This is a genomic window from Pontibacter diazotrophicus, from assembly GCF_003367245.1.
GTDB classification, from domain to species: domain Bacteria; phylum Bacteroidota; class Bacteroidia; order Cytophagales; family Hymenobacteraceae; genus Pontibacter; species Pontibacter diazotrophicus.
In genome coordinates this window covers 1-22,760 of the sequence record NZ_QRGR01000050.1, presented here as the reverse complement: position 1 = coordinate 22,760, position 22,760 = coordinate 1, and the positions used below count along the sequence as shown (strand labels likewise).

The window sequence follows — 22,760 nt, the reverse complement described above, 5'->3', positions numbered from 1 at the left end:
GCAGGTCCTGCACATGGCGGCCATGAACAGCGTCCGCTATAACCAGGAACTCAAGACCTATTTTGAGCGGAAAGTCGGGGAAGGAAAAAGCAAGATGAGCGTCTTGAATGCTGTCAGAAACAAGCTGTTGCACCAGATTGTAGCCGTAGTAAAACGAGGGACACCATATGAGGTGAGATTGAACAATTTTTAGCGCATGACGCTTGTTTTACTCATAGATTTCGGCTGCCACTATCGTGGCACCAGAAATCTACAAATAGAGGGCCCCTACCCCCGGCAGCCTCTCAGAAAAACTGGAATCATTTTTCCTTCGAGCCACCTCATGGAACAAACATCTATCAGTGACTTCACATCACATTATTTGATACGAGGGTAAATGCACCACATGATTTTAACCTATTGCTACTTTTTAGATTTGCCAGCACGGAGTGAATGTGTTTCCAGTCTTTGGGTTGAGCGCCTTGTATTTGATGCGGTGCCGAACGCAGTGAGGCAGCCCACAGCGGAGCGAGGGCAGCTTCAAATGCACAGCGCGATGCCCAAAGACGAGGCCTCTCGGCCTTGAGAGCTCAGGGAGAAACAATGCAACTGTAGGTTAGATGCCGCTGGATAAGCCGTCACCACGGTAGCTTAGGCAGAATACACTACTGGGATGTACTTAACTGATGCTATAAAACATGTTATATAACCAAAGAAGCCATACCTAGCAGGTATGGCTTCTTCTTTTTTAACGTCACTTGTGGTTGTTTGGTACGGAAAGGCAGTCCTTACCCCCTTTAAAAATAAGTCTGCCTTATTGCCGGAAGCCTCAGCTTGCCGACAATGTCTTTGTATTATCTCCCGGATTCCTGTCTATCAGGATATTATACGGGTCTATGCCCGCTTTGGCAGGCTTCTCATCTACTATAAACTCAAACTTGTTTTCACCGGCTTTCAGCCTGTGCTTTTTAAGGTAGAGCGGTGCGTCCTGCCAGTGTCCGTCCACTTTTTTGCGGCTCAGCACACCCACATCCACCCAGTCGTTCATCTTCGCCTCACTTTCGGCTCCTAAGCTATCCGCGTACAGCTTTTTGGCGTCCACGGTGAGGGATACCTTATACTTGCCATCCTTCATCTCCTCATAAGTCGCATCAGTCGTTTTGTTCTCGTACAGCGTGATGTTCTCAAACATATCTGTTACAAGGTACTGCAGCGAATCCGGAGTGGCTGCACGAATATACTGCATAAATTCGACAGAGTTGGTATAAGGCGCCTGCTGAAAAGCTACTTTCTGAATATACTGCTGCAGTGCCTGGTTTAATTTGTCTTCTCCTATGTAGTTCGCCAGCGCATACATCACCAGGCTGCCTTTGCGGTAATGGATATATCCCTGGTTCTCGACGCGGTAGAGCGGCATCTCTTTTTTGCGCTCCGCTGTGCGGCCCGTGAGATAGGAGTTTAACTCATACTTCAGGAATTTATTCATTCTTTCTTCACCATACTCCTCCTTCATCACCATCAGGGCACTGTACTGGCTCATCGTTTCCGACATCAGTACAGAACCCTGCACATTACCGCCAATTACCTGGTGCGCCCACCACTGGTGTGCCACCTCATGGGCCGTAATATAGAAGGGGTAATCTACATCCTCCGGGTCATCATCATCCACATCCGCAATAAAGCCGATGGATTCAGAAAACGGAATGGTGTTCGGGAATGACTGCGCAAAACTCTGGTAGCCCGGAAACTCCAGGATGCGCACCTGCCGGTGCTGGTAGGGGCTAAAGTTTGCTGTAAAGTAGTCCAGCGACTTCTTCACGCCCTTTATCATGCGGTCCAGGTTATAGTCGTGGTCTTTGTGGTAATAGATTTCGATGGTCACAGGCTTGCCTTCTGCATCCGTCCATACATCTTCCTTCACTTCATAATCGGCAGACAGGAAAGAATAGAAATTAAGAATAGGCGCATCCATTTTATAGTGGAAGTAACGGCGGTCGTTCTCTGTCCATTCTTTCTGCAGGTAGCCAGGGGCAATGGCAATCTGACCTTCAGTCGTGCTGACAGTAGCCTCAAAGTTAATCCAGTCGGCCTCGCTGCTGATGTAAGTATTCATGCGGGCCTGCAGGTCGTTTACATCGGCCATGCGCGGCTTCGGTTCCAGGCCGTGCTCTTTGCGCAAATCATCCTGGCTCAGTTCCATGCCCGACTGATAGCCGATTTTTGGAAGATATTGGCTGTTAATGAACGTGCCGTTGTACACAATGCCGGTGTTGGAGCCACGGTTGCGGAAGCCTTTGGTTTCAAAATAAAGGTCCATGTTCAGCTGAACTGAATCTCCGGGCTGCAGCGGCTGCGCCAGTTTATAGATATAGTAGCCGTTGTCTTTGTCAGTGAGCACCAGTTCCGCAGGGGTAGAGAAGGCCAGCTTCCTGATATCAGCTTCATCACTCAGCATCAGGTGCACAGAGTCGATGGGTTGGCTGTGCTTGTTCTTCATCCAGAAATAGCCTGCAAAAGCAAAATCGCGCTCTTTTGGGTATATATCCACGTTCAGCTTCACGTCTGTGATACGGGGCTGCGGAATGCCGTCGTACTTTTTGTAGGTTTTCTCAAATAAGGCCGCACGTTCCTCCTGTTCGTCAGAAGTGCGGTATTCATTCAGGATATTCGTGTTGTAGAAGATGAAGCCGCCGGAGATAAGGAATATCGCCAGTCCTGCGCCCGTCACAAACAAGGTAGACTTTGTGAGCTGCAAACCGGCCAGCTTGAAGCGCCACTTCAGCATAGTTTCGGAGCCGCGTGCCCAGAGCAGGTTTGCCAGCACCGCCAGCAGCAGGGCGAAAGCAGCCCAGTAAATTTTGAACACGGTGAAAGGCCACACAAAGTGCCCGTAGCCGTTCATGGCAGAATAAGTCACGCCCGGGTCAGAGTTGAACGAGTAGAGGTTGTGCTCCCAGCCCAGCTGGCCCTTAAAGATATTGAGCAGGTAGTAAACCACCATCACAAAGTGGCCGAGGTACTTGTTGTTCACAATCACCTGCACCAGCATAGCCAGCACGCACAGCATCAGGTAATCAACCAGCTTTATGCCGAAGAGGCCGGTAAAGTATATATCCAGCTCATAGTTATAATAGCCCTTAAACGTTTGGATTACGATGCCGCAAAGCATGAGAACAAACAGCAGCACGACCTGCACCAGTATTAGTGCAGTTAGCTTGGAGGCAAAGGGCACCCAGTTTGGGATAGGCAGGGCATCATATATCTGGTTCATGTGGTTGTCGCGTTCGCGCCACACCAGTTCACCGGCATAAAAGGTAATGATAATCAGGAAAAACAAGGCGAAGGTGCCACTGAGTATCTGTACTACCTGCGAGGTAACCGGGAAAAAGTTTGTATCATACATTTTCCCGATCTGCGTACCTGTCACGAACAGGAACATAATACCCGCCGACACAATGGCGATGAAGTAAACACTTTTCACCACGCCCTTAAACTCCAGCTTCGTGAGCTTGAAGAACTGCTGTAAACTGAGGTTGAAGGAGAAGTTCTGCTTTACTCTAGGTAGTTGCAGCCTGGCAGTAGGCACAAAGGCACCGGCGGCTTCGGCACTGCTGCGCTTGCGGAAAAGCTTGATGCCTGCGTTGGAGAAAGAGAACGAAAAGCGGAAGTAGCAGAAAGCCAGCAGGGCCAACCCGATACCTGTCCAGAGGGCGCGGTTGAGTAATACGTGCTCACTAAAAGGCAGCATCAGGGTATTACGCTCGGCAGTTGTCCAGTAGCGTTGGGTAAAGTAAATGGCGGAGGCACCCATGGGGTCCAGCAGGTTCGCCCACATTTCATTGTCCAGGTCGCCGGTGAGGCTGCTGGATACGCCGTACAACACCAGGAAAATCACGCCGCCCACATAGATGGAAAGCGCACTGCGGGTGAGAGTGGCGAGGGTAAAGAAAATGGCTCCTGTCAGAATAAGGTTCGGGATAATGATGGTGAGGTAAGGCTGCAGGTACCACATAGCGTTGAACGGCCCAATCTTTTCGGGCTCTACCCATGGCATATACGTAGCTACCCAAGCTCCCAGCGCCACTCCGAGAAATACGAACAGCGTGATGAGAAAAGAGCCACAAAAGCGGCCAAAGAGATAGCCTGCTTTGGAGATAGGGGTGGTATAATACAGCGAATGCGTTTTGTGCTCGAAGTCCCGGAAAACAGGCGTACCCATCATGGCCGACGTAATCAGCACACCAAACCAGCTCAGCAGTGTTACTATCCAGTTAATCTGGTAAGGAGAGTTGGCATATACCTTGCCGCCGCTGGCATCCCCAATAATCACACTCGCGCCGAATGCCCCGGCTATTCCCAGCATCGCCAGAAACGCCATCAGGAACAGCAGGCCGAAATATATATAGGTAGCAGGTCGCTTCAGCCTGTACTTCAGTTCGAAAAGGAATATCTCTTTAAACATGTCTTAATAATTATGTTTATATAAAGCAAAAAGCCAGGACTGTGAAAAAGTCTCCCTTTGAAGGCAGGGCCGTTTCATTCTAGGCAATTCTCCCCTTGAGGGGAGCAAGAGGGGAGCTTACATGCGCAGAGAAATTACATGAACATTTTCCTAGCTGTTTGCCCCTGTATTAGACACCCCTATAATCCCCTCAAGGGGATAGTTTTGTAGAATGAGACGGCCCTACCTCTGAAGGGGGACAAAAAGGCGATTCAGTCATTGTTGATGCTTCTGCCGTTGTTGGTGTTTTCATCAACAATCTAATTTCAGCGGCTGCTTTGCTTGCTGGTGAAAACACACAGCAAGGGCACCTGTATGAGGTATGGATGTTTTCTAATTCATAATTGCAGAAGCTGGCTCTGCCTCTTCACGCAGCGCTGCCTCATGGATTTTGCTGAAGTACACATCTTCCAGGTCTGGTGCAACGACCTCGAATTCAGGGCCGGGCTGTACGTCAGCGAGCACGTGGATGATGGTTTTGCCGGCAAATAACCGAGAAGAAATGACCTGATGCTGCAACTGGTGCTGTACCAGTTCGTCTTTGTTGATGAACTTGCGCCAGATGCGGCCCCGGATGCTGTCGATGACCTGCAGCGGGTCGCCTTCTAAAAGCACTTCTCCTTTATTGATGATGGCGAAGTTGCGGCAAAGATCCGTCACGTCTTCCACAATATGGGTGGAAAGAATCACGATCACGTTCTCCCCAATCTCGCTCAGCAGGTTATGAAAGCGGTTACGCTCCGCTGGATCGAGGCCGGCGGTGGGCTCATCCACGATGATAATCTGTGGGTTGCCCAGGAGCGCCTGAGCAATGCCGAAGCGCTGCTTCATACCCCCAGAATAGCCGCCCAGGTTTTTCTTGCGCACATCATACAGGTTGGTTTGCTGGAGCAGGGCCTTCACAATCTCCTTGCGCTCGCGGGAGTTGCTGATGCCTTTGAGTACGGCAAAATGTTCCAGCATCTCCTCCGCTGATACCTTCGGGTATACCCCAAACTCCTGGGGCAGGTAACCCAGCACCCTGCGCATATTTTCCTTCTCGCGGAGCACGTCCATGTCGCCCAGCATAATGCTGCCCTGGTCTGCCTCCTGTAGTGTGGCAATGGTGCGCATCAACGACGATTTACCGGCTCCGTTGGGGCCAAGCAGGCCAAACATACCTTTCGGAATAACAAGGTTGATATTCTTAAGGGCTTTGGTGCCGTTGGGGTACGTTTTGGAAAGACCCTGTATAACTAAATCCATAGCAGCGGGATAAAAGGTGGAAATGTTTAAGATAAGTTAAACATTTAGTAGTCTATATTAATAATAAACTATACCAACAGAGACCTTTTATCGACAAACACAGACTGCCTGAGGAAAGATTATACAATAGCTGCAGCTGAGGAAAGTTGGTGACCTGCCGGAAGTCTGCTATTCTTGCAGCTTGTGTTGTAGTGCGCCTTGCTTTTAGAGCTTGTTTAAATTTTGTTTTTGACAGCGAAAATGCGTGATTTTAGGTTCTGACAAAGCTTATTTTGAGCGTAATAGCAGCGCTATTGCGTGAAAAATAGCTGAAGTCAGGTTCTAAAAGCGCACATTTGCAGCTCAAAGGATAAAGTTTAAACATGCTCTTAGGCCTAAAATGAAGTGCAACACCAGGGTTGATGACCGAAAGTATAGAAAACCTCTTTTTTAAGTTCTTCAAGTTTTGAGTGGTTGGCTTTTCTGGCCTGGTGCTGGATTTTGGCATCACGTATGTTGCCAAAGAGCGGTTGCGGCGGAACAAGTATGTAGCCAATAGCCTGGGCTTCCTGGTTGCCGGTATCATTAACTATTACCTTAACCGCATCTGGACATTCTACAGCAATGATCCGGAGATAGGGTGGCAGTTCTCCAAGTTCCTGCTTGTGGTTCTGGTCGGGCTGTTACTAAACAACTTTATTGTATACCTGCTAACGGATCGCGCCAAACTCAACTTCTACATCGCTAAGTTTGGCGCCATAGTGATCGTTTTCTTCTGGAATTTTTCGATCAATTATTTCTATACCTTCACAAGGTAAGCCTGCTAAGGCAGTATCTGGTAAATCTGCACGTGCTCGTCTTTGTGCACACGCGGGTTAAGCAGGTGCAGCACCTGGTCGTAGAGTGATGGCGTAATGGTGTGCTCCAGCCTCAGGTTCGGGAATAAGCTGCGGAGCCGTGCCATGCGTTCTTCCAGATCATCGCTTCCTACCACCACCACGTAGTCGGGCTTATAGGCTGAGGCATTCATCTCCTGCTGCAGTTCCTGTGGTGTTTTGTCTTCGTTCAAAGTATAGGCCATCACAAAATCAGGCGGCAGCTGCTTTTGCCCCTGCAGGTACTCCTGCCAAACGAAGTGTTTGTCCTCTATGTATGTATCATACTCGGCACTCATGCGGTCCAGGTAAAAGAGGGGAGGTGGTTTTACGCTATGGTTCCCGAATTCAAGCACAACGCCGTCCAGGTCCGGCTTCTCCGACAGGTATACCAGTGGAGCTACCCGGCTCTTTTTAGTATAGGTAAAGGCCATACCCACCGTTGCCAGTATGTTCAGCGTCCAGAAAAAGCCCCAGCTCCAAGCCAGGAGCTTGCGGCGGCGACGCCAGAACGAAGACGTCTGCACGAACTGCTGCCACCCGATAACGCCCAGAATCATGATCAGCGGAAACAGGGGAAGAATAAAACGCTCCTGCTTGTTCGGGAAAAGAGAGTGCGCCACAAAAAACAGCAGGCCTGCCCAGAATAACTTTGGTGCCAGCCTGACGGTGCGGGCGTAGCCCAGCACCAGGAATACGCTTACCGGAGGCACCAGGAAACCAAGTACAGTAAGGATAAAACGGTAGGCTGGGGCCGTACCGTAGCTATAGGGATTCTGGACAGCACCAAAAAAGTAAATTACAACAGATTGGAAAGGATAGTCGAAGAAGATGATATCGATGACGCCCTGCACCAGGAAGGCCGCCACGGCAAAACCTAGCAGTACCGCCATTGCCTCACGCCATTGGCGGTGGTAAAGCAGCACCAGCCCGGCACCGATTCCGAGCAGCACCGTGTGATAACGGATGGTGAAAGCTAAGGCAAACAAAGCGCCTGCCCAGAAATAGGGCATCACCCGCTTCCGTTCGGCCTGATCCTGCTTCAGCATCAGGTAAAAGGCCGCGAGGTAAGGCGGGATGCACACCATCTCTACCAGGTTGCGCACGCTCATAAAGGGCATAAACCACACCAGTGCCAGCATGAGCCCCACCAGCCTGGCGTTCATTTTGTTTGATAGCCGCTCTGTGATTTTAAAGCCAAAATACACGACCAGTAAAGAATACAGCCCATGCAGCACCCGCACCACCGTCATCTTCACCTCCGGGCTGAAAATGCCCATCGCTTCCAGCACATAAAAGATACCATAGTGAATGAGCACGTAGAGCATGCTGTGGCGTGGCGGCATCGGCTCGTTCAGCCATACCGGCAATCCGTCCAGCCAGCCCTGCGCAACCAGAATCACGTCGAAATGGTCGTCGCTGAAGGCAAAGCCTTTTGAATAAAAAGCAGCCACCATGCGTATCAGCAGGGCAAGCAGCATGATAAAAGAGAGCGGAACGAGGTAGCGGTGTGTTCCCTGCCCCGGAAGCGAAGCTTCAGCTGCGGGGTTAGTATTGGCAGTTGTTTTCGTAGGACCTGACATGTGGCTAACGTAGTACTGCACAAATTTAAGGGTAATTAAAAAGAATTGGTGTTAACTTCGTCTTTTTAATCTGAAAAAGAGAAATGATGTATGCTGTGAAACGGCCAGGAAAGCGGCGGCTACAGTTTTTGCCTAAATTAGTTTTGCTGCTGGCTGTGCTGGGGGTGCTTATTTATATGGGGCTCAGCTTTTACTATGCCTCCAAACACAAGGGCGCTGATGTGCTGCTGCTGGGGCATGCAGGTTCCGGCTTCTTCTCACCGCTTAACCCTTTCAATCCTTTGCCGCCTAACAGCAGGGCCTCTATTATGAAGGCAATGGAGAATGGTGCAGACGGCCTTGAGGTGGACGTGCAGCTGAGCAAAGACGGCGTTCCTGTCCTGTACCATGATGTAACACTTGCTTCGATGACCGTGTGGCCTGAACCGGATACCATTGACAACCTGCCCGCTTCAGCAGTGGTTGGGCTGGCCTACAAAGGCGGCTTCCCGTATGACCTGTTTCACGACGAGAAGATTATTACGTTAGAAGAACTGCTCCAACTGTTCAGCACCTACCCGGAGCCCCCGTACCTGCACATCGACCTGCGCAACCACGATGCCTCCCGCCATGCATACTATGCCCAAACGCTGATGGACATGTTGCGCAAGTATAATTACCCGCTGCAGAAACTGGCTTTCATCTCTCCGAATGCTGATTTCCTGGAGGCTTTCAGGGAAGTGGAGCCGGAGGCTGTGCTGGTGATAGACACAGGCGGCAATTATGAGCAGGCGATGCAGACCATACTGGCCCGTGGCTTTCAGGGCATTTGCGCCAACGGCAGAAACGTAAGCCCTGAGCAGGTGCAGCAGGCAAAGCAGGAAGGGCTGTTGGTGGTGCTTTTTGGCGGAAAGTCAAACGCCCGCATCTCTAAAATGATTGCCATGGAGCCCGATGTCATTCAGGTGGATGATGTGGTAACCATGCGCCGGATGCTTGACTAACATCTTTCCGATTCATAGAAGTTTACAAATTAGTACATTTGCACGAACACATTCATTAAAACTATGCTCAGAACACATACTTGCGGCGAGCTCCGCCCTTACAACGTAAATGAAGAGGTTATCCTGACAGGCTGGGTACAGCGCCTGCGCGACAAAGGCGGTATGGTGTGGGTTGACCTCCGCGACCGTTACGGCATTACACAACTCTCCTTTGAAGAAGGTATTACGCTGCCGGAAATAATTGAGCAGGCCCGTAACTTAGGCCGGGAGTATGTTGTGAGAGCAACAGGAAAGGTGATTGAGCGCTTCTCCAAAAACGACAAAATACCTACCGGTGCAATTGAGGTGAAGGTAACGAAGCTGGAAGTGTTGAATGCCTCCAAACTGCCGCCGTTCCTGGTAGAGGACGAGACTGATGGCGGTGATGACCTGCGCATGAAGTACCGCTACCTGGACCTGCGCCGTGCCCCGGTGCGCCGCAACCTGGAGCTGCGCCACCGCATGATGCGCGAAACCCGCAACTACCTAGACAGCCTTTATTTTATTGAGGTGGAGACGCCGGTGCTGATAAAGTCCACGCCGGAGGGTGCCCGCGACTTTGTGGTGCCGAGCCGCATGAACCCCGGTGAGTTCTACGCCCTGCCACAGTCGCCGCAGACGTTTAAGCAGCTGCTGATGGTGTCTGGCTTCGACAAGTATTTCCAGATAGTGAAGTGTTTCCGTGATGAGGACCTTCGCGCAGACCGTCAGCCTGAGTTCACGCAGATAGACTGCGAGATGTCCTTTGTAACGCAGGAAGACATCCTGAATACATTCGAGGGCTTCATAAAGCATATGTTCGCCGCGGTAAAAGGCATTCATATCGAGAAGCTGCCGCGCATGACGTATGCCGATGCTATGAGATACTACGGCTCTGATAAACCGGACACGCGCTTTGACATGCGCTTTGTAGAGCTAAACGCGCTTGCTCAGCAAAAAGGCTTTCCTGTGTTCGACAGTGCAGAATTAGTAGTTGGGATAAACGCGAAAGGCGCCGCCAGCTATACCCGTAAGCAACTCGATGAGCTGACAGACTTTGTGAAGCGCCCGCAGATTGGCGCCACAGGTTTGGTGTATGCCCGCGTAAACGAGGACGGCAGCATCAAGTCATCTGTCGATAAATTCTTTACAGCAGAAGACCTGGCGGCTTGGGGTGCTGCTTTTGATGCACAGCCGGGTGACCTGTTACTGATTTTAGCAGGCGAAACATTCAAAACTCAAAAGGCGCTGAACGAGCTTCGCCTGGAGATGGGGGAGCGCCTTGGCCTGCGCGATAAGAACGTGTTCTCGCCGCTGTGGGTAGTGGACTTCCCGCTGCTGGAGTGGGACGAGGAGACGCAGCGCTACCACGCCATGCACCACCCGTTCACCTCACCGAAGCCGGAAGACCTCCAATTGATTGACTATCGTCCGGGCGACATTCGCGCCAATGCCTATGACATGGTAATCAACGGCGTGGAAGTAGGAGGCGGTTCTATTCGTATCCATGACCGCAAGTTGCAGGAGCAGATGTTCCGGCTTTTGGGCTTTTCTACCGCAGAGGCAGAGGCACAGTTTGGCTTCCTGATGAATGCTTTTGAATATGGTGCGCCGCCGCATGGTGGCATCGCCTTCGGCTTCGACAGGCTTTGCTCTTTGTTCGGTGGTTCAGACTCTATCCGTGACTATATCGCCTTCCCGAAAAACAACTCGGGCCGCGATGTGATGATAGATGCCCCGTCTCCCATTTCGGACCAGCAGTTGGATGAGCTGCATATCCGGATGAAAAACCTGCCTAAAAGTTAGGCAGCCGGATGTATAGGTAGTTCGGAGTCAAATATACAGATTACATAAACCCACCCCTGCACTCTTCCCGGAGGACCAGGGGTGGGTATTTTTCAACATAGAGAGCAATTATACTTTTATTTATATCATTTCTTATTCGATCAGGTGAAGGTAGCAGCGAAGGAGTTTGTGTTAAAAACGGGTGAGAAAGTGTTAATCCGGGAGGGCAAGGTGGCCGATTCTGAGGCGTTGATGGAAACTGTACGGGAGTACGTTGTCACGAGCAGGTATTTGATTGTTGCTCCTGATGAGCTGGAGAATACGGTGGCTGATGAAGAAAAGTGGATAAGGGAACTGCGACAGAACCCTAACAGCCTGCTGCTGCTGGCTTTGCACAAAGGGCAGGTGATTGGCAACCTCGACTTAACTGGCAGCGGAGAGGAGTATGAGGACCAGTCCGGCTTGATTACCATGGGCATTCTGCAGGAGTATCAGAACAAAGGCTTGGGCTCCATTCTGTTGCGTGAGGCATTAGCCTGGGCCCGGCAGAACCACCAGTTGCAGGTGCTTTGCCTGCAGGTAAAAAGAGCCAATAAAAGTGCCGTGCGGCTGTATCAGAAAGCTGGCTTTAAAGTGGAAGGCAAGCAGCCGGATTTAGCTCCCGAAGAACAGGTAGATTACAGCGAGAGTATCATCATGACGCTAAATTTGTAATGAAGCGACACATATATCAAGTATCACGACTTAAGAATGATACTTGTCTGCTTCTTTCCTTTGATATAGTCTGAAAAGAGTTGCTGATGATACACTTAATGTTGTTTTTTCATTTAGTCCCAGCGGGACTGTTGTAGAACGTTAGTTAAATATGAAAACCTGCACCATTTGTTGGCTGCAGGTTTTTTTTGCACCAGTTTCCTAAAGTACAAGTCTAATAAGAGAGATTTATTTTAATGCGCTTTCGGTCAGGCGGGAATAGGTGCCTGTTTGAGTGGAGGATCGGACTGTTGCTAAACTATCAGCTACTATTAGGTTGAGGAAATTTAATGGATGTTAGGGGCTAGCGTACGCTAAGGATGGTAGGAAATTACAAATAATGCATTGCACTTCACACTGTAAATGTGTATCATAGCAGTAGCAAGTGCCAGATTTGATTGTGGAGGCGGTGATGTGTAAAGCCATGGCACCTGTAATGGTTACTCTTTTAACCCCTGATTCGCACCCTTAGAATGGCAGATTTTCAAATCAAAGAAGAGCCGAAGCAGTACGATGCTGTGATAGTAGGTTCGGGCGCTGGTGGCGGCATGGCTGCTTACGTATTGGCTAATGCTGGCTTAAAAGTGTGCCTGCTCGAAGCAGGCGCCATGTTTGACCCAGCCACAGACTCCGCACAGCTGAAGAACCCCTGGGATTCACCGAGGAGAGGCGCCAGCACCAAATTCCGTCCTTTCGGCGACTTTGACGGTTGCTACTGGGGGTGGGAAATAGACGGCGAACCCTACACCCAAGCCGAAGGAACCAGTTGGGACTGGTGGCGCGCCCGTATGCTGGGCGGCAGAACCAACCACTGGGGCAGAATATCCCTCCGCTTCGGACCGAAAGACTTCAAACACAGAAGCATTGACGGGCTGGGGGAAGACTGGCCTATTGGCTACGAAGACGTAAAGCCCTACTACGATAAAGTAGACCGGCTGATAGGCGTTTTCGGTACAAACGAAGGACTGGAGAACGAGCCGGACGGTGTTTTCCTGCCGCCGCCGCTGCCGCGCCTGCACGAGCTGAAGATAAAGAAAGCGGCGAATGGCATCGGTATACCCGTTATTCCCTCCCGCCTGTCCATCCTCACTAAAAAAATAAACGACGAGCGCGGACAGTGCTTTTACTGCGCACAGTGCGGGCGCAGCTGCAAAGTATACGCTGATTTCACCTCTGGTTCCTGCCTGGTAAAACCCGCTGTGGAAACCGGGAATGTGGATGTTGTGCCAAACGCTATGGCGCGTGAGGTAGTGACAAATTCTGAGGGACTGGCAACGGGCGTATCTTATGTGAACAAGGATGATATGCTGGATTACCAGGTGAATGGCAGAGTGGTGATTCTGGCCGCAAGTGCCTGCGAAAGCGCCCGCCTGTTGCTTAACTCCGTCTCCCGGCGGCACCCGAATGGCCTGGCTAACTCAAGTGATGTTGTCGGGAAGTACCTGCACGATTCAACCGGAGCTTCTGTAAGCGGCGTGTTGCCTGAACTGATGGGCCGCAAGCGCTACAACGAAGATGGAGTAGGTGGCATGCACGTGTACACGCCCTGGTGGCTGGATAATAAGAAACTCGACTTTCCGCGCGGGTATCATATAGAATATTGGGGAGGGATGCAGCAACCGGCCTACGGCTTTGGATGGGGGGTAGAAAACCTGAACGGAAAGCTACAGGTAAATGGCAAAACCAAAGAAGCAGGCGGTTACGGCAAATCACTGAAAGAAGACTATCGTTTCATGTATGGCGCCAGTGTCGGGATGGCCGGCCGGGGAGAAGCGATTGCGTTTGAAAGCAATTATTGTGAGATAGACCCGAATGTGGTGGATAAGTATGGCATTCCTGTCTTGCGGTTCAACGTGAAGTATTCTGATTACGAGATAAACCAGGCGAAACACATGAACCAGACGTTCAAGGAGATTCTGCATGAAATGGGAGCCATTATCACCTCCGGTGGTGATGCCGGTCCGCATAACAACTGGGGCCTGCAGAACCCTGGCAAAATTATTCATGAAGCAGGTACTGTGCGGATGGGAAATGACCCGAAGAAGTCGGCGCTGAATAAATGGAGCCAGGCCCATGATTGCAAAAACCTGTTCTGTGTGGATGGTGGCCAGTTCGTGTCGCAGGGAGACAAGAACATCACCTGGACCATTATGGCCTTGTCTATGCGGGCGTCGGAGTATATTGTGGATCAGATGAAAAAACAGAATATTTAGGCACTATAATAGGCGAAAGCATTATCTTATGGACAGACGAGAATCACTCAAAGCCATTGTGCTGAGCACTGTATCTTCGGCTTTGCTGTTGGAAGGCTGTGACAGCAGCACCACCGAACAGGAAGTTGCCCAGGTATTAGAGACACCCGAATCTTCGCCGGCTGATGGCCGGATGCCAGAAGAAATAGCGCGTTTAGAAGAGGTTACTTCCAGGAAATTCTTTACCGATGAGGAAGTGGCAACCATAACTGTCTTGTCTGACATCATTATTCCGGCGGATGAGGTAAGTGGCAGTGCATCTGAAGCGGGCGTGCCTGACTTCATCGAATTTATCGTGAAGGACAAACCAGAGTTTCAAACACCCATGCGCAGTGGCCTCAAATGGTTAGATATACAGAGTCTGAACCAGTATGAGAAGCCTTTCCGGGATCTGAACGAGGGACAGCGGTTGGAGATAGTTGACGCCATTGCTTACCCTGAAAGAGCAGCACCGGAAATGAAGAAGGGTGTCGCTTTTTTTAGCCTGATGCGCAACCTGACGGCAACCGGCTTCTTTACCTCTGAGATGGGCGTAGAGGACATCGGCTATTTGGGAAATCGCCCTAACCAATGGAAGGGAGTGCCAGAGGAGGTGTTACGGCAGCACAATCTGGCTTATACAGAAAAGGAGTTGAGAGAGTGTGTGACTTTTGACCGTAACGTATGATTTGGCATGATATAAGCCCAGATAACAAAACAATCAGTGAAAGAATTTAACTGAACGTATAATCAACACTATAATACAAGATGGCATTTAAAATTATAATGACAGCCCTGTTAGCAGGTAGTTTTTTTATGGTACAGGCACAGCAAAAAGCAAAACCAGAAGATACGGAAGTTTGGGAACCTGTTCCCGAAAAGGTAGAGCCAGGGGAGGTGCATATTGAGGCTCCCTCAGATGCACTTATCTTGTTTGATGGAAAGAGTCTGGATGAATGGGTAATGACCCAGGACAGGAGCAAGCCAGCACAATGGACTGTGTCGAATGGCGTGCTTACCGTGAACAAAGAAACGGGTAACATCGAAACCAAAAGAGCATTTGGCGATTACCAGCTGCATATCGAATGGCTCATTCCGGAAAACATCAACCTGGAGGGGCAGTCGCGTGGCAACAGCGGTGTTTTCCTGGCCTCCACAGGAAAAGGCGACGCCGGCTATGAACTACAGGTGCTGGACTCCTATAATAACAAAACGTATGTAAACGGAATGGCGGGCAGTATTTACAAGCAGTTTGTTCCGCTGGCGAACCCTTCCAGAAAGCCAGGCGAGTGGCAGAGCTATGACGTGTTCTGGAAGTCACCCACTTTCAATACGGATGGTTCGGTGAAGACTCCTGCTCGGGTTACTGTTATGTTCAACGGCGTACTTGTTCAAAATAACGTGGAACTGAAGGGACCAACGCAGTATATTGGCGAGCCGTCGTATAAAAAGCATGGGCCTGCACCTATAAAACTACAGGCGCATGGAGATAAGAGTGTGCCTATCAGCTTCCGCAACATTTGGATAAGAGAGGTAAAATAGGCTAGGTTAATACTCTTTAAATTCTTGTTTTAGATCACCCGGAAGTGCTCCGCTTCCCGGGTAATAAGTAAAAATGAACCGCCCTCTTTATTGGCAGAAGTTTAAGCTTCTGCCAATAAAGAGGGCGGTTCATTTGATATAGTGCTATACTTCCACCGGGATTTACTGGTAATTCTCCTGTCCCCCTGCTGCGACTGTTACCTAATAGAAGCTACAGCGTCATATCATGGTAGGTCGTGGTGTCCGGATCTTGTGTGATGGCTGTATCAACTTCTATATCAGTATCTATGTCTGTGCCCGTTTCTGCTTGATTTGCCGCCCTTTCATCGTTCTGATTTCCACAGGCCGTAAATGCAGCCAATGCAAATGTCAGGAGAGCTATTGTTCTTATATTCTTTATAACCACGTTCATCATCTGTTGAGCTAAAGTGCTATGTTGCTAGATTATTATTACGCAGATTATTGCTTATGGGAGATAATCTTTTGAAGCAGCTATAACATCTGCCTTCGCACGCGGAGGCGAAGGCCGGTGGGGGTGCTTGCGGAGCGTGAGCAATAAAAACGAAAGCGGCTGCCCCGTCAGGAACAGCCGCTTTTGCTTTTATATTTGAATAGGCCTTAGATAATATCGCTTACAAGCGCTGGCGCTATACCTAATAAAATGGTGAGCACCGTGATGAAGATGAGCACAAAAGTAGAAAAGCTGCTTACCTCAAGTCGTGGCAGATTCTCTGCAGGGTGCATGTACATGGCTATTACGACGCGGAAGTAGTAGTAGATACCCACAGCAGCAAGAATAACAGCTACTACCACCAGCCACACCATGTTCGTATCCTGTAACACCGCAGCGAATACGAAGAACTTGGCGAAGAAGCCGGCTGTGAGTGGGATACCTGCCAGCGAGCACATCGAAACCGTCATAACGAAAGCCAGCAGCGGGTTTGTTCTGCCCAAGCCGTTGAATGCTTCATAAATCTCACCGCCACGTTGTGTTTTCACCATGTTCAGTATACCGAAAGCAGCTACTGTTGCAGTAGAGTATGCCAGCGAGTAAAACAGGATAGAAGAATCAGAGTGTTCGTTAAAGGCGACCAACGCCATTAGCAGGTAGCCTGCGTGCGAGATGCTGGAGTAAGCCAGCATACGCTTTACGCTAGTCTGCACTACGGCGCCTATGTTACCCACTACCAGGGTCAGGGTGGTGATGGCCACCAGCGTCGGGAACCAGGTGGCATAGGATGCCGCGAAGGCAGCTGCCATCAACTTAAAGAAAGCCGCTACACCCGCAGTTTTCACTACCGTGGACATAAAGGCCGTGAAGAAGGTAGGAGCGCCCTCGTATACGTCCGGTGCCCAGAAGTGGAACGGAGCAGCTGAGATTTTAAAGGAGATGCCGATGATAACCATCAGCAGGCCCAGCAGGAACATGGCGCTCATCACGCCATCGGTGGCTGCCGATGCTGCCCCAATCTCTGCGAGATTGAATGTGCCGGTCGCACCGTATATCAGCACGATACCAAACAGCAGGATACCGGTAAAGAAAGCTCCCATTAGGAAGTACTTTAAAGCAGCCTCGTTGGAACGGAGGCTCTTTTTATCGCTGCCCGCCAGCACATACATGGCAATAGAAAGTATTTCGATGCCTACGAACAGCATCAGCATGTTCTCGTAGCTCACCATCATCACAGCGCCTACCAGCGAGAACAACAGCAAAGAGTAAAACTCAGCTAAGTTATCGTCTCTGTCGTCCACGTAGCGCTGCGAGAAGGGCACGAGCAGTAATGTAGTCAGAACCATGATACCCGTGAATGCCACCGCATAATTATCGATGGTGAGCATGTTATTGAAATAGCTCTGGGGATCGTTCCAGCTAAAGAGGTTTACGCCAAAGACTACCGCCAGAAACAGCAGCGCCAGTGGCAGCAAAGACTTCTTTGAGTTCGCAAAACCTATAAAGAGGTTAAGGACGCCGAAGAAGGATAGAAGTATGATCGAAGTCATGTCGTCGTGTTTCCTTTAGTTCTTTTTCTAATTCTTGCCTAGCGTCTGATAATGTTCAGCAGGTTTCCTACGGCAGGTTCTGAAATGCTCAGGAATGTGTTCGGGAATAAGCCGATCCAGAACACCATAATTACCAACGGAATCAGTACGGCCTTCTCGTTCATCGTCAGGTCAGCGAATACTTCGGTTGCCGCAGATTTCGGTCCGAACATCACACCCTGGAACATGCGCAGCATATAAACTGCACCCAGGATAATGGTTAAACCAGCCGCAGCCCCAAACCAGCCGTTGTACTGGAACACGCCTGACAGCAGCAGGAACTCCCCAACGAAGCCGTTCGTGAGCGGCAGCGCAATGGAGCCCAGCATCAGAATCATAAAGCAGATGGAGAGGGCAGGTGTAGTCTGTGTGATACCGCCCAGGCTGGTAATTTCTCTTGTATTGGTGCGGCTGAAGATGATATCGATGATAAAGAACAGACCAACTACGTTAATACCGTGGCTCAGCATCTGGATAACGCCACCCTGCAGGCCCTGCTCGTTCAGGGTAAAGATACCAGCTGCAATCAGGCCAACGTGTGCGATAGAAGAATAAGCGATCAGGCGCTTCAGGTCGCGCTGGCGAATGGCGATGAAAGAGGCATATACAATCCCGATAATTGCCAGTACCAGCACCAGCCCTGCCCACTGGCTAACCCCCAATGGCACCACTGGCAGTAACCAGCGCAGTACACCATAAATACCCATCTTCAGCATAATGCCCGAAAGCAGCATGGTAGCCTGTGTAGGCGACTCTGTATAGGTGTCTGGCTGCCAGGTATGGAACGGAAACACCGGCATCTTAATAGCGAATGCGATAAACAGGAACCAGAAGATCCAGCTTTGCGATTCGCTGGACAGGTTCAGGTTATAGAACGCGAAAATCTCGGAAGAGTGACTGCCAGGCGTCTGTAAGTAGAGGTATACAAAAGCGGCCAGCATAAACAGTGAGCCGAAGATAGTGTACACAAAGAACTTAAAGGTAACCGGTATTCTTCTGGCACCCCCCCAGATGGCAGCAATAAAGTATACCGGAATCAGGGCTAATTCCCAGAAGAAGTAAAACAGGAACGCATCCAAAGCCACAAAAACACCAATCAGACCTGTCTGCATAAACAGGATAAGGGCATAGAAGGCGTTCGGGCTTTTGTACTCATGCTTGAAAGACGAAAGGATGATAAGCGGCACGAGGAATGTGGTCAGCAGCACCATTAGGAGGCTGATGCCATCCATACCAATGGTAAAACCGATGCCGGCACTTTCTACCCACGGGAAGGATAGCGCCATCTGCGTGCTTCCGCTGGCTGTGTTGAAGCCCGCTAAGGCAAACAGCACAAGAGCAAATTCTATAAGTGAAGCCACAAAAGCCACTGTTCTGGCAGCTTGCCCTTTCAGGAGCAACACTATCAGTGCAGCGAAGGCAGGCCAGAAAAGTAATAGAGCTGTAGTCATTTTCTAAGAGCCTTATCCGATAAAGAAGTTTAAAAATAGAATCAGCACGATGCTGAACACCATCACGAGGATATAAAAACCAATCACTCCGCTTTGTGCATAGCGTAGCGTGCGGCCGCTTCCCGATACAAATTTGCCGAAGCCGTTCACTACGCCATCCACTATCAGCGTATCCACCACACGGTGGAAAAAAGAGGAGAACCACATGACCGGACGCACAATGATGGTATTGTAAAGCTCGTCGATGTAATATTTATTGTAAAGAAAGTTATGGACCGTGCCCAGGCTTTCCTTTTCCTGTGCTGGCACTGTCTTTTTGCTCACATACATCACGTAGGCAATAATGGCGGCTATCACAGCCACTGCCACAGACAAGCCCATAAGCATGTATTCTGTGGCATGGTCTAATTGTATTGGGGCAAGGGCCGGGCCGTTTGCGACACGTGCAAAGTCAAAAATAGGGGAGAGGTAATTAGCCAGCACATGCTCCGCCCCGAATACCTCTGGCATCCCGATAAAACCACCGATAGTAGAAAGTACAGCCAGCACAATCAGAGGAATCGTCATAGACGCTGGAGACTCATGCAGGTGGTTTTTCTGATCAACTGTGCCTCGGAACGTTCCGAAGAAAGTCAGGAACAGCAGGCGGAACATATAGAAAGATGTCATGAAAGAGGTTATCATACCCAGTGCCCACAGCGTGGTGCTATGTTGGTAGGTATGAGCCAGCAATTCGTCTTTAGAGAAGAAACCGGCAAACGGCGGTATACCGGAAATAGCCAGTGTGCCTATCAGGAAGGTGACGAACGTGATTGGGAGATACTTACGCAGGCCACCCATGCTGCGGATATCCTGCTCATTGCTCATGGCATGGATTACAGAACCCGCCCCTAAGAAGAGCAGTGCCTTGAAAAATGCGTGCGTGAGTACGTGGAAAAGCGAAGAAGAGAAAGCCATCACGCCAAGCGCCAGGAACATATAGCCCAACTGCGATACGGTAGAATAAGCCAATACCTTTTTGATGTCGTTTTGCACCAGCGCAATAGTAGCAGCCAGCACAGCCGTAGCGGCACCAATGATGGCGATTACCTCCAGCGTAGAAGGAGCCAGGGCATACAGTACATTGGAGCGGACCACCATATAAATACCTGCTGTCACCATGGTAGCAGCGTGAATCAGGGCTGAAACCGGTGTAGGACCCGCCATCGCATCAGGCAGCCAGGTAAACAGCGGAATCTGTGCACTCTTACCCATGGCGCCTACAAACAGCAGCAGGGTAATCGTGATCATCACAGCCGAATCTACACCGCCTGTGTATTGAGCTGCCTGTATAAACACCTGCGGATAGCTCACGCTGCCGAAGGTCATAAAAATAAGGAAGATACCCAGCAGGAAGCCTAAGTCACCGATACGGTTCATCACGAAAGCTTTCTTGGCGGCATTGTTATAGCTTGGATTGATGTTCCAGAAGCCGATCAGCAGGTAAGAGCAAAGCCCTACACCTTCCCAGCCCACAAACATCAGCACGTAATTAGAGCCCATCACCAGCAGCAACATGGAGAACATGAAGAGGTTGATGAAGGAGAAGAATTTGCCGAAGTTCACGTCGTGGCTCATATAGCCAGCCGAGTACAGGTGAATGAAGAAACCGATACCTGTCACCATCAGCATCATGAACAGCGTGAGTTGGTCGATGAGGAAGGAGAAGCCGATACGCATATCGCCCACAGAAATCCAGTCGTAGTAATCCACCATGTAGGCACGGCTGCCATTGGCGGTAAAGTCAAGGAAAAGGTAGATGGAAATGAGGAAAGAAGCCAGCACGGTGCCGCATCCTATCAAGCTAACCAATCCTTTTGCCAATTTCCTGTTGCCTAAACCGTTCAGGACAAAGCCCAGGAAAGGCAGTACCGGAACGAGCAAACAGAGCAGTGCCATGGCTTGGTTATTACTCGGCATTACAATCTCTTGCATCTGTATATGTGTTATTTAAGCTGTTCAGAATTGAAAAATGAGGTTACCACTTCAGGTAATTCAGCAGTTGCACGTCTGTAGAGCGGATGTTGCGGTACGTCATCACGATAATAGCCAGGCCGACGCAGACCTCCGCTGCTGCCACCGCCATAATAAAGAAGACAAACACCTGTGCTGTGGCATCCGCGCGGTAAGCAGATAAGGCTGTAAGTAAAATATTTACAGCGTTTAGCATGAGTTCAACGCACATGAAAATTACAATGGCGTTGCGGCGCGTCAATACGCCGATAACTCCGATGGCAAAAAGTGCTGTGCTAAAGAACAGGTAATATTCAAGTGGAATGGTTCTGATAACCTCAGGTATTTGGTTCATTTTCTGTGAGCCTGAACGTATTATTGATGAGATGATATCTTAAAATCAAGGCCGTAAAGTTATCCCCAATTTTTAAATTAACATAACATAATTGAATCTTCTTTGACCTTGCCACGTAGCTTTCCAGCCATATTAGGACGCGAGTTGCCCTGTTCAGCACCCACTGCCATACTTTTGCTCCGTGTTTCCGTAGCTAAGGTTGACGATGATTTAATTAAACTATGAATGTAAAACAGATACTTTATTATACCCTTACTATCCTGGCGCTGCCTGCCTGTAAGTCTGATCCGCCATCCGTCTCACGATTAGCAAATGCCGAAGCCCGTATGAAAAATATCCAATTAACAGCCACCGTTCAACAGAACCGGCTTTACCAGCAACTGCCTTCTGCCTCCGGAATTGAGCTTGTCGGAGACAGCTATTACGTGGTGGGGGATGATTCCCCTTTCCTGTACCAGTTGGATGAGCAGTATAACCTGACGCAGCGGCACGTGCTTTTTGACACCGCAGATTTTGCCACGGGTCGTATTCCAAAGTCCCTGAAGCCTGACCTGGAGGGAATGGCGCATTTCAAGTACGGCCGGGATGAGATGCTGCTGCTGCTGGGATCCGGTGCCAGCACTGCCCGCAACAGGGCCTTTCTGGTGAACATCACGGATGGAATGGTGGTGCAGGAGCTGGACTTGAGCCGTTTATACACTTTTCTGAAGCAGGTGCTGCGCATTGAAGCCGAAGGTGTATTAAACCTGGAGGGCTTGTCGATGGATGATACCTACACCTATATGATGCAGCGCGGCCTTGGAACGGGTACTAATATGTTGCTACGTTTCGATTCGAATGACTTCAAGGGCTTCCTGATGAACAACGATGAAATACCGCCTGTTGCGGTGTATCATTTTGCGCTTCCGGAGATGGGTGGGGACATGGCAGGTTTTTCCGGAGCCTATGCTCTCGATGACCGGCTTTTCTTTACTGCCTCTGTAGAAAGCACGCAGAATGCCATTGAAGACGGAGAGGTACAAGGGAGCATGGTGGGAATGATAGATTTGAATGCATTGCCTTATGCCACTGATGCGGCTAATCCGCTACAGGTGCCAACGGTACAGCTAACGAATTCTGATGGTTCTGTCTATAAAGGAAAAGCAGAATCGCTGGTTGTGAAAAGCCGTACTGGCGATACCTATGACGTGGTGGTGGTGTCGGATGATGATTTAGGAGGTTCAGAGCTTTTGGAGCTTCAGCTGGAGGTGAGGGAGTAGTGCTCTTCACTCTAATACATCTCTTTTCGTCTCGCACGGACAGGTCGCGACCCAATGCCGTTAACTTAAGGCTGCTTATATGACAGGTCTTTTATTGATGTTGTATTTGTATTTGCGCTTCCGGACCCTGGGAAAGCTCCTGCCGGGCCTGACAGCCTCCTTCCTTCTCTTGATTTTACGCTTGAGCCG

Annotated in this window: 16 protein-coding genes and 1 pseudogene; 9 read left to right on the top strand and 8 right to left on the bottom strand. The window is 49.9% G+C overall.

The annotated features are described in order from the left end of the window. A pseudogene (locus DXT99_RS27265) lies at positions 1-193 on the top strand (IS110 family transposase); the annotation flags it as partial. Positions 194-808: 615 nt separating this feature from the next. On the opposite strand, the gene DXT99_RS25700 reads toward DXT99_RS27265, so the two are convergent. Both DXT99_RS25700 and DXT99_RS25695 read right to left on the bottom strand, forming a co-directional pair. Then, positions 809-4,441: an ABC transporter permease/M1 family aminopeptidase gene (locus DXT99_RS25700; RefSeq protein WP_115568465.1), complete on the bottom strand. Its 3,633-nt coding sequence runs from the start codon at positions 4,439-4,441 to the stop codon at positions 809-811. 372 nt (positions 4,442-4,813) lie between these two features. Further along, positions 4,814-5,725: an ABC transporter ATP-binding protein gene (locus DXT99_RS25695; protein ID WP_115568464.1), complete on the bottom strand. Its 912-nt coding sequence runs from the start codon at positions 5,723-5,725 to the stop codon at positions 4,814-4,816. Positions 5,726-6,174: 449 nt separating this feature from the next. Here DXT99_RS25695 and DXT99_RS25690 point away from each other — a divergent pair, with 449 nt between their 5' ends. Further along, complete coding sequence (locus tag DXT99_RS25690; protein ID WP_220273453.1) at positions 6,175-6,522, top strand: GtrA family protein; 348 nt, start codon at positions 6,175-6,177, stop codon at positions 6,520-6,522. A 5-nt stretch (positions 6,523-6,527) separates the two neighbouring features. On the opposite strand, the gene DXT99_RS25685 is transcribed toward DXT99_RS25690, so the two are convergent. Continuing rightward, complete coding sequence (locus tag DXT99_RS25685) at positions 6,528-8,183, bottom strand: glycosyltransferase family 39 protein (RefSeq protein WP_246001050.1); 1,656 nt, start codon at positions 8,181-8,183, stop codon at positions 6,528-6,530. A 107-nt stretch (positions 8,184-8,290) separates the two neighbouring features. Between DXT99_RS25685 and DXT99_RS25680 the strand changes: the two genes are divergently transcribed. From DXT99_RS25680 to DXT99_RS25655, 6 genes are all read left to right on the top strand, one after another. After that, complete coding sequence (locus tag DXT99_RS25680) at positions 8,291-9,145, top strand: glycerophosphodiester phosphodiesterase (RefSeq protein ID WP_246001048.1); 855 nt, start codon at positions 8,291-8,293, stop codon at positions 9,143-9,145. A 63-nt stretch (positions 9,146-9,208) separates the two neighbouring features. Next, complete coding sequence (gene aspS / locus DXT99_RS25675) at positions 9,209-10,969, top strand: aspartate--tRNA ligase (protein ID WP_115568462.1); 1,761 nt, start codon at positions 9,209-9,211, stop codon at positions 10,967-10,969. Positions 10,970-11,113: 144 nt separating this feature from the next. Then, positions 11,114-11,662, top strand: a complete 549-nt coding sequence (locus tag DXT99_RS25670) for a GNAT family N-acetyltransferase (RefSeq protein WP_181885271.1) — start codon at positions 11,114-11,116, stop codon at positions 11,660-11,662. A gap of 512 nt (positions 11,663-12,174) precedes the next feature. Then, positions 12,175-13,914 (top strand): GMC oxidoreductase, encoded by a 1,740-nt coding sequence (locus DXT99_RS25665; protein ID WP_115568460.1) that lies wholly within the window; start codon positions 12,175-12,177, stop codon positions 13,912-13,914. Positions 13,915-13,942: 28 nt separating this feature from the next. Next, a complete protein-coding gene (locus tag DXT99_RS25660) occupies positions 13,943-14,620 on the top strand; it encodes a gluconate 2-dehydrogenase subunit 3 family protein (protein ID WP_115568459.1) in 678 nt (225 codons plus the stop codon). 80 nt (positions 14,621-14,700) lie between these two features. Beyond that, a complete protein-coding gene (locus DXT99_RS25655; RefSeq protein ID WP_115568458.1) occupies positions 14,701-15,474 on the top strand; it encodes a 3-keto-disaccharide hydrolase in 774 nt (257 codons plus the stop codon). 211 nt (positions 15,475-15,685) lie between these two features. Here the strand turns inward: DXT99_RS25655 and DXT99_RS25650 are convergent, their stop codons facing one another. The 5 genes from DXT99_RS25650 to nuoK all read right to left on the bottom strand — a co-directional run bounded on the left by DXT99_RS25650 (position 15,686) and on the right by nuoK (position 21,312). Beyond that, entirely contained in the window at positions 15,686-15,880 is a 195-nt protein-coding gene (locus DXT99_RS25650) for a hypothetical protein (protein ID WP_181885270.1), read from the bottom strand. Between the two features lie 212 nt (positions 15,881-16,092). Further along, positions 16,093-17,475: an NADH-quinone oxidoreductase subunit N gene (locus DXT99_RS25645; protein WP_115568456.1), complete on the bottom strand. Its 1,383-nt coding sequence runs from the start codon at positions 17,473-17,475 to the stop codon at positions 16,093-16,095. A 38-nt stretch (positions 17,476-17,513) separates the two neighbouring features. After that, positions 17,514-18,965 (bottom strand): complex I subunit 4 family protein, encoded by a 1,452-nt coding sequence (locus DXT99_RS25640; RefSeq protein WP_115568455.1) that lies wholly within the window; start codon positions 18,963-18,965, stop codon positions 17,514-17,516. Positions 18,966-18,977: 12 nt separating this feature from the next. After that, positions 18,978-20,939, bottom strand: coding sequence for an NADH-quinone oxidoreductase subunit L (gene nuoL, locus DXT99_RS25635; protein ID WP_115568454.1), 1,962 nt, complete (start codon positions 20,937-20,939; stop codon positions 18,978-18,980). A gap of 43 nt (positions 20,940-20,982) precedes the next feature. After that, entirely contained in the window at positions 20,983-21,312 is a 330-nt protein-coding gene (gene nuoK / locus DXT99_RS25630) for an NADH-quinone oxidoreductase subunit NuoK (protein WP_115568453.1), read from the bottom strand. 221 nt (positions 21,313-21,533) lie between these two features. Between nuoK and DXT99_RS25625 the strand changes: the two genes are divergently transcribed. After that, positions 21,534-22,571 (top strand): DUF6929 family protein, encoded by a 1,038-nt coding sequence (locus tag DXT99_RS25625; protein WP_246001046.1) that lies wholly within the window; start codon positions 21,534-21,536, stop codon positions 22,569-22,571. Positions 22,572-22,760 lie beyond the last annotated feature (189 nt).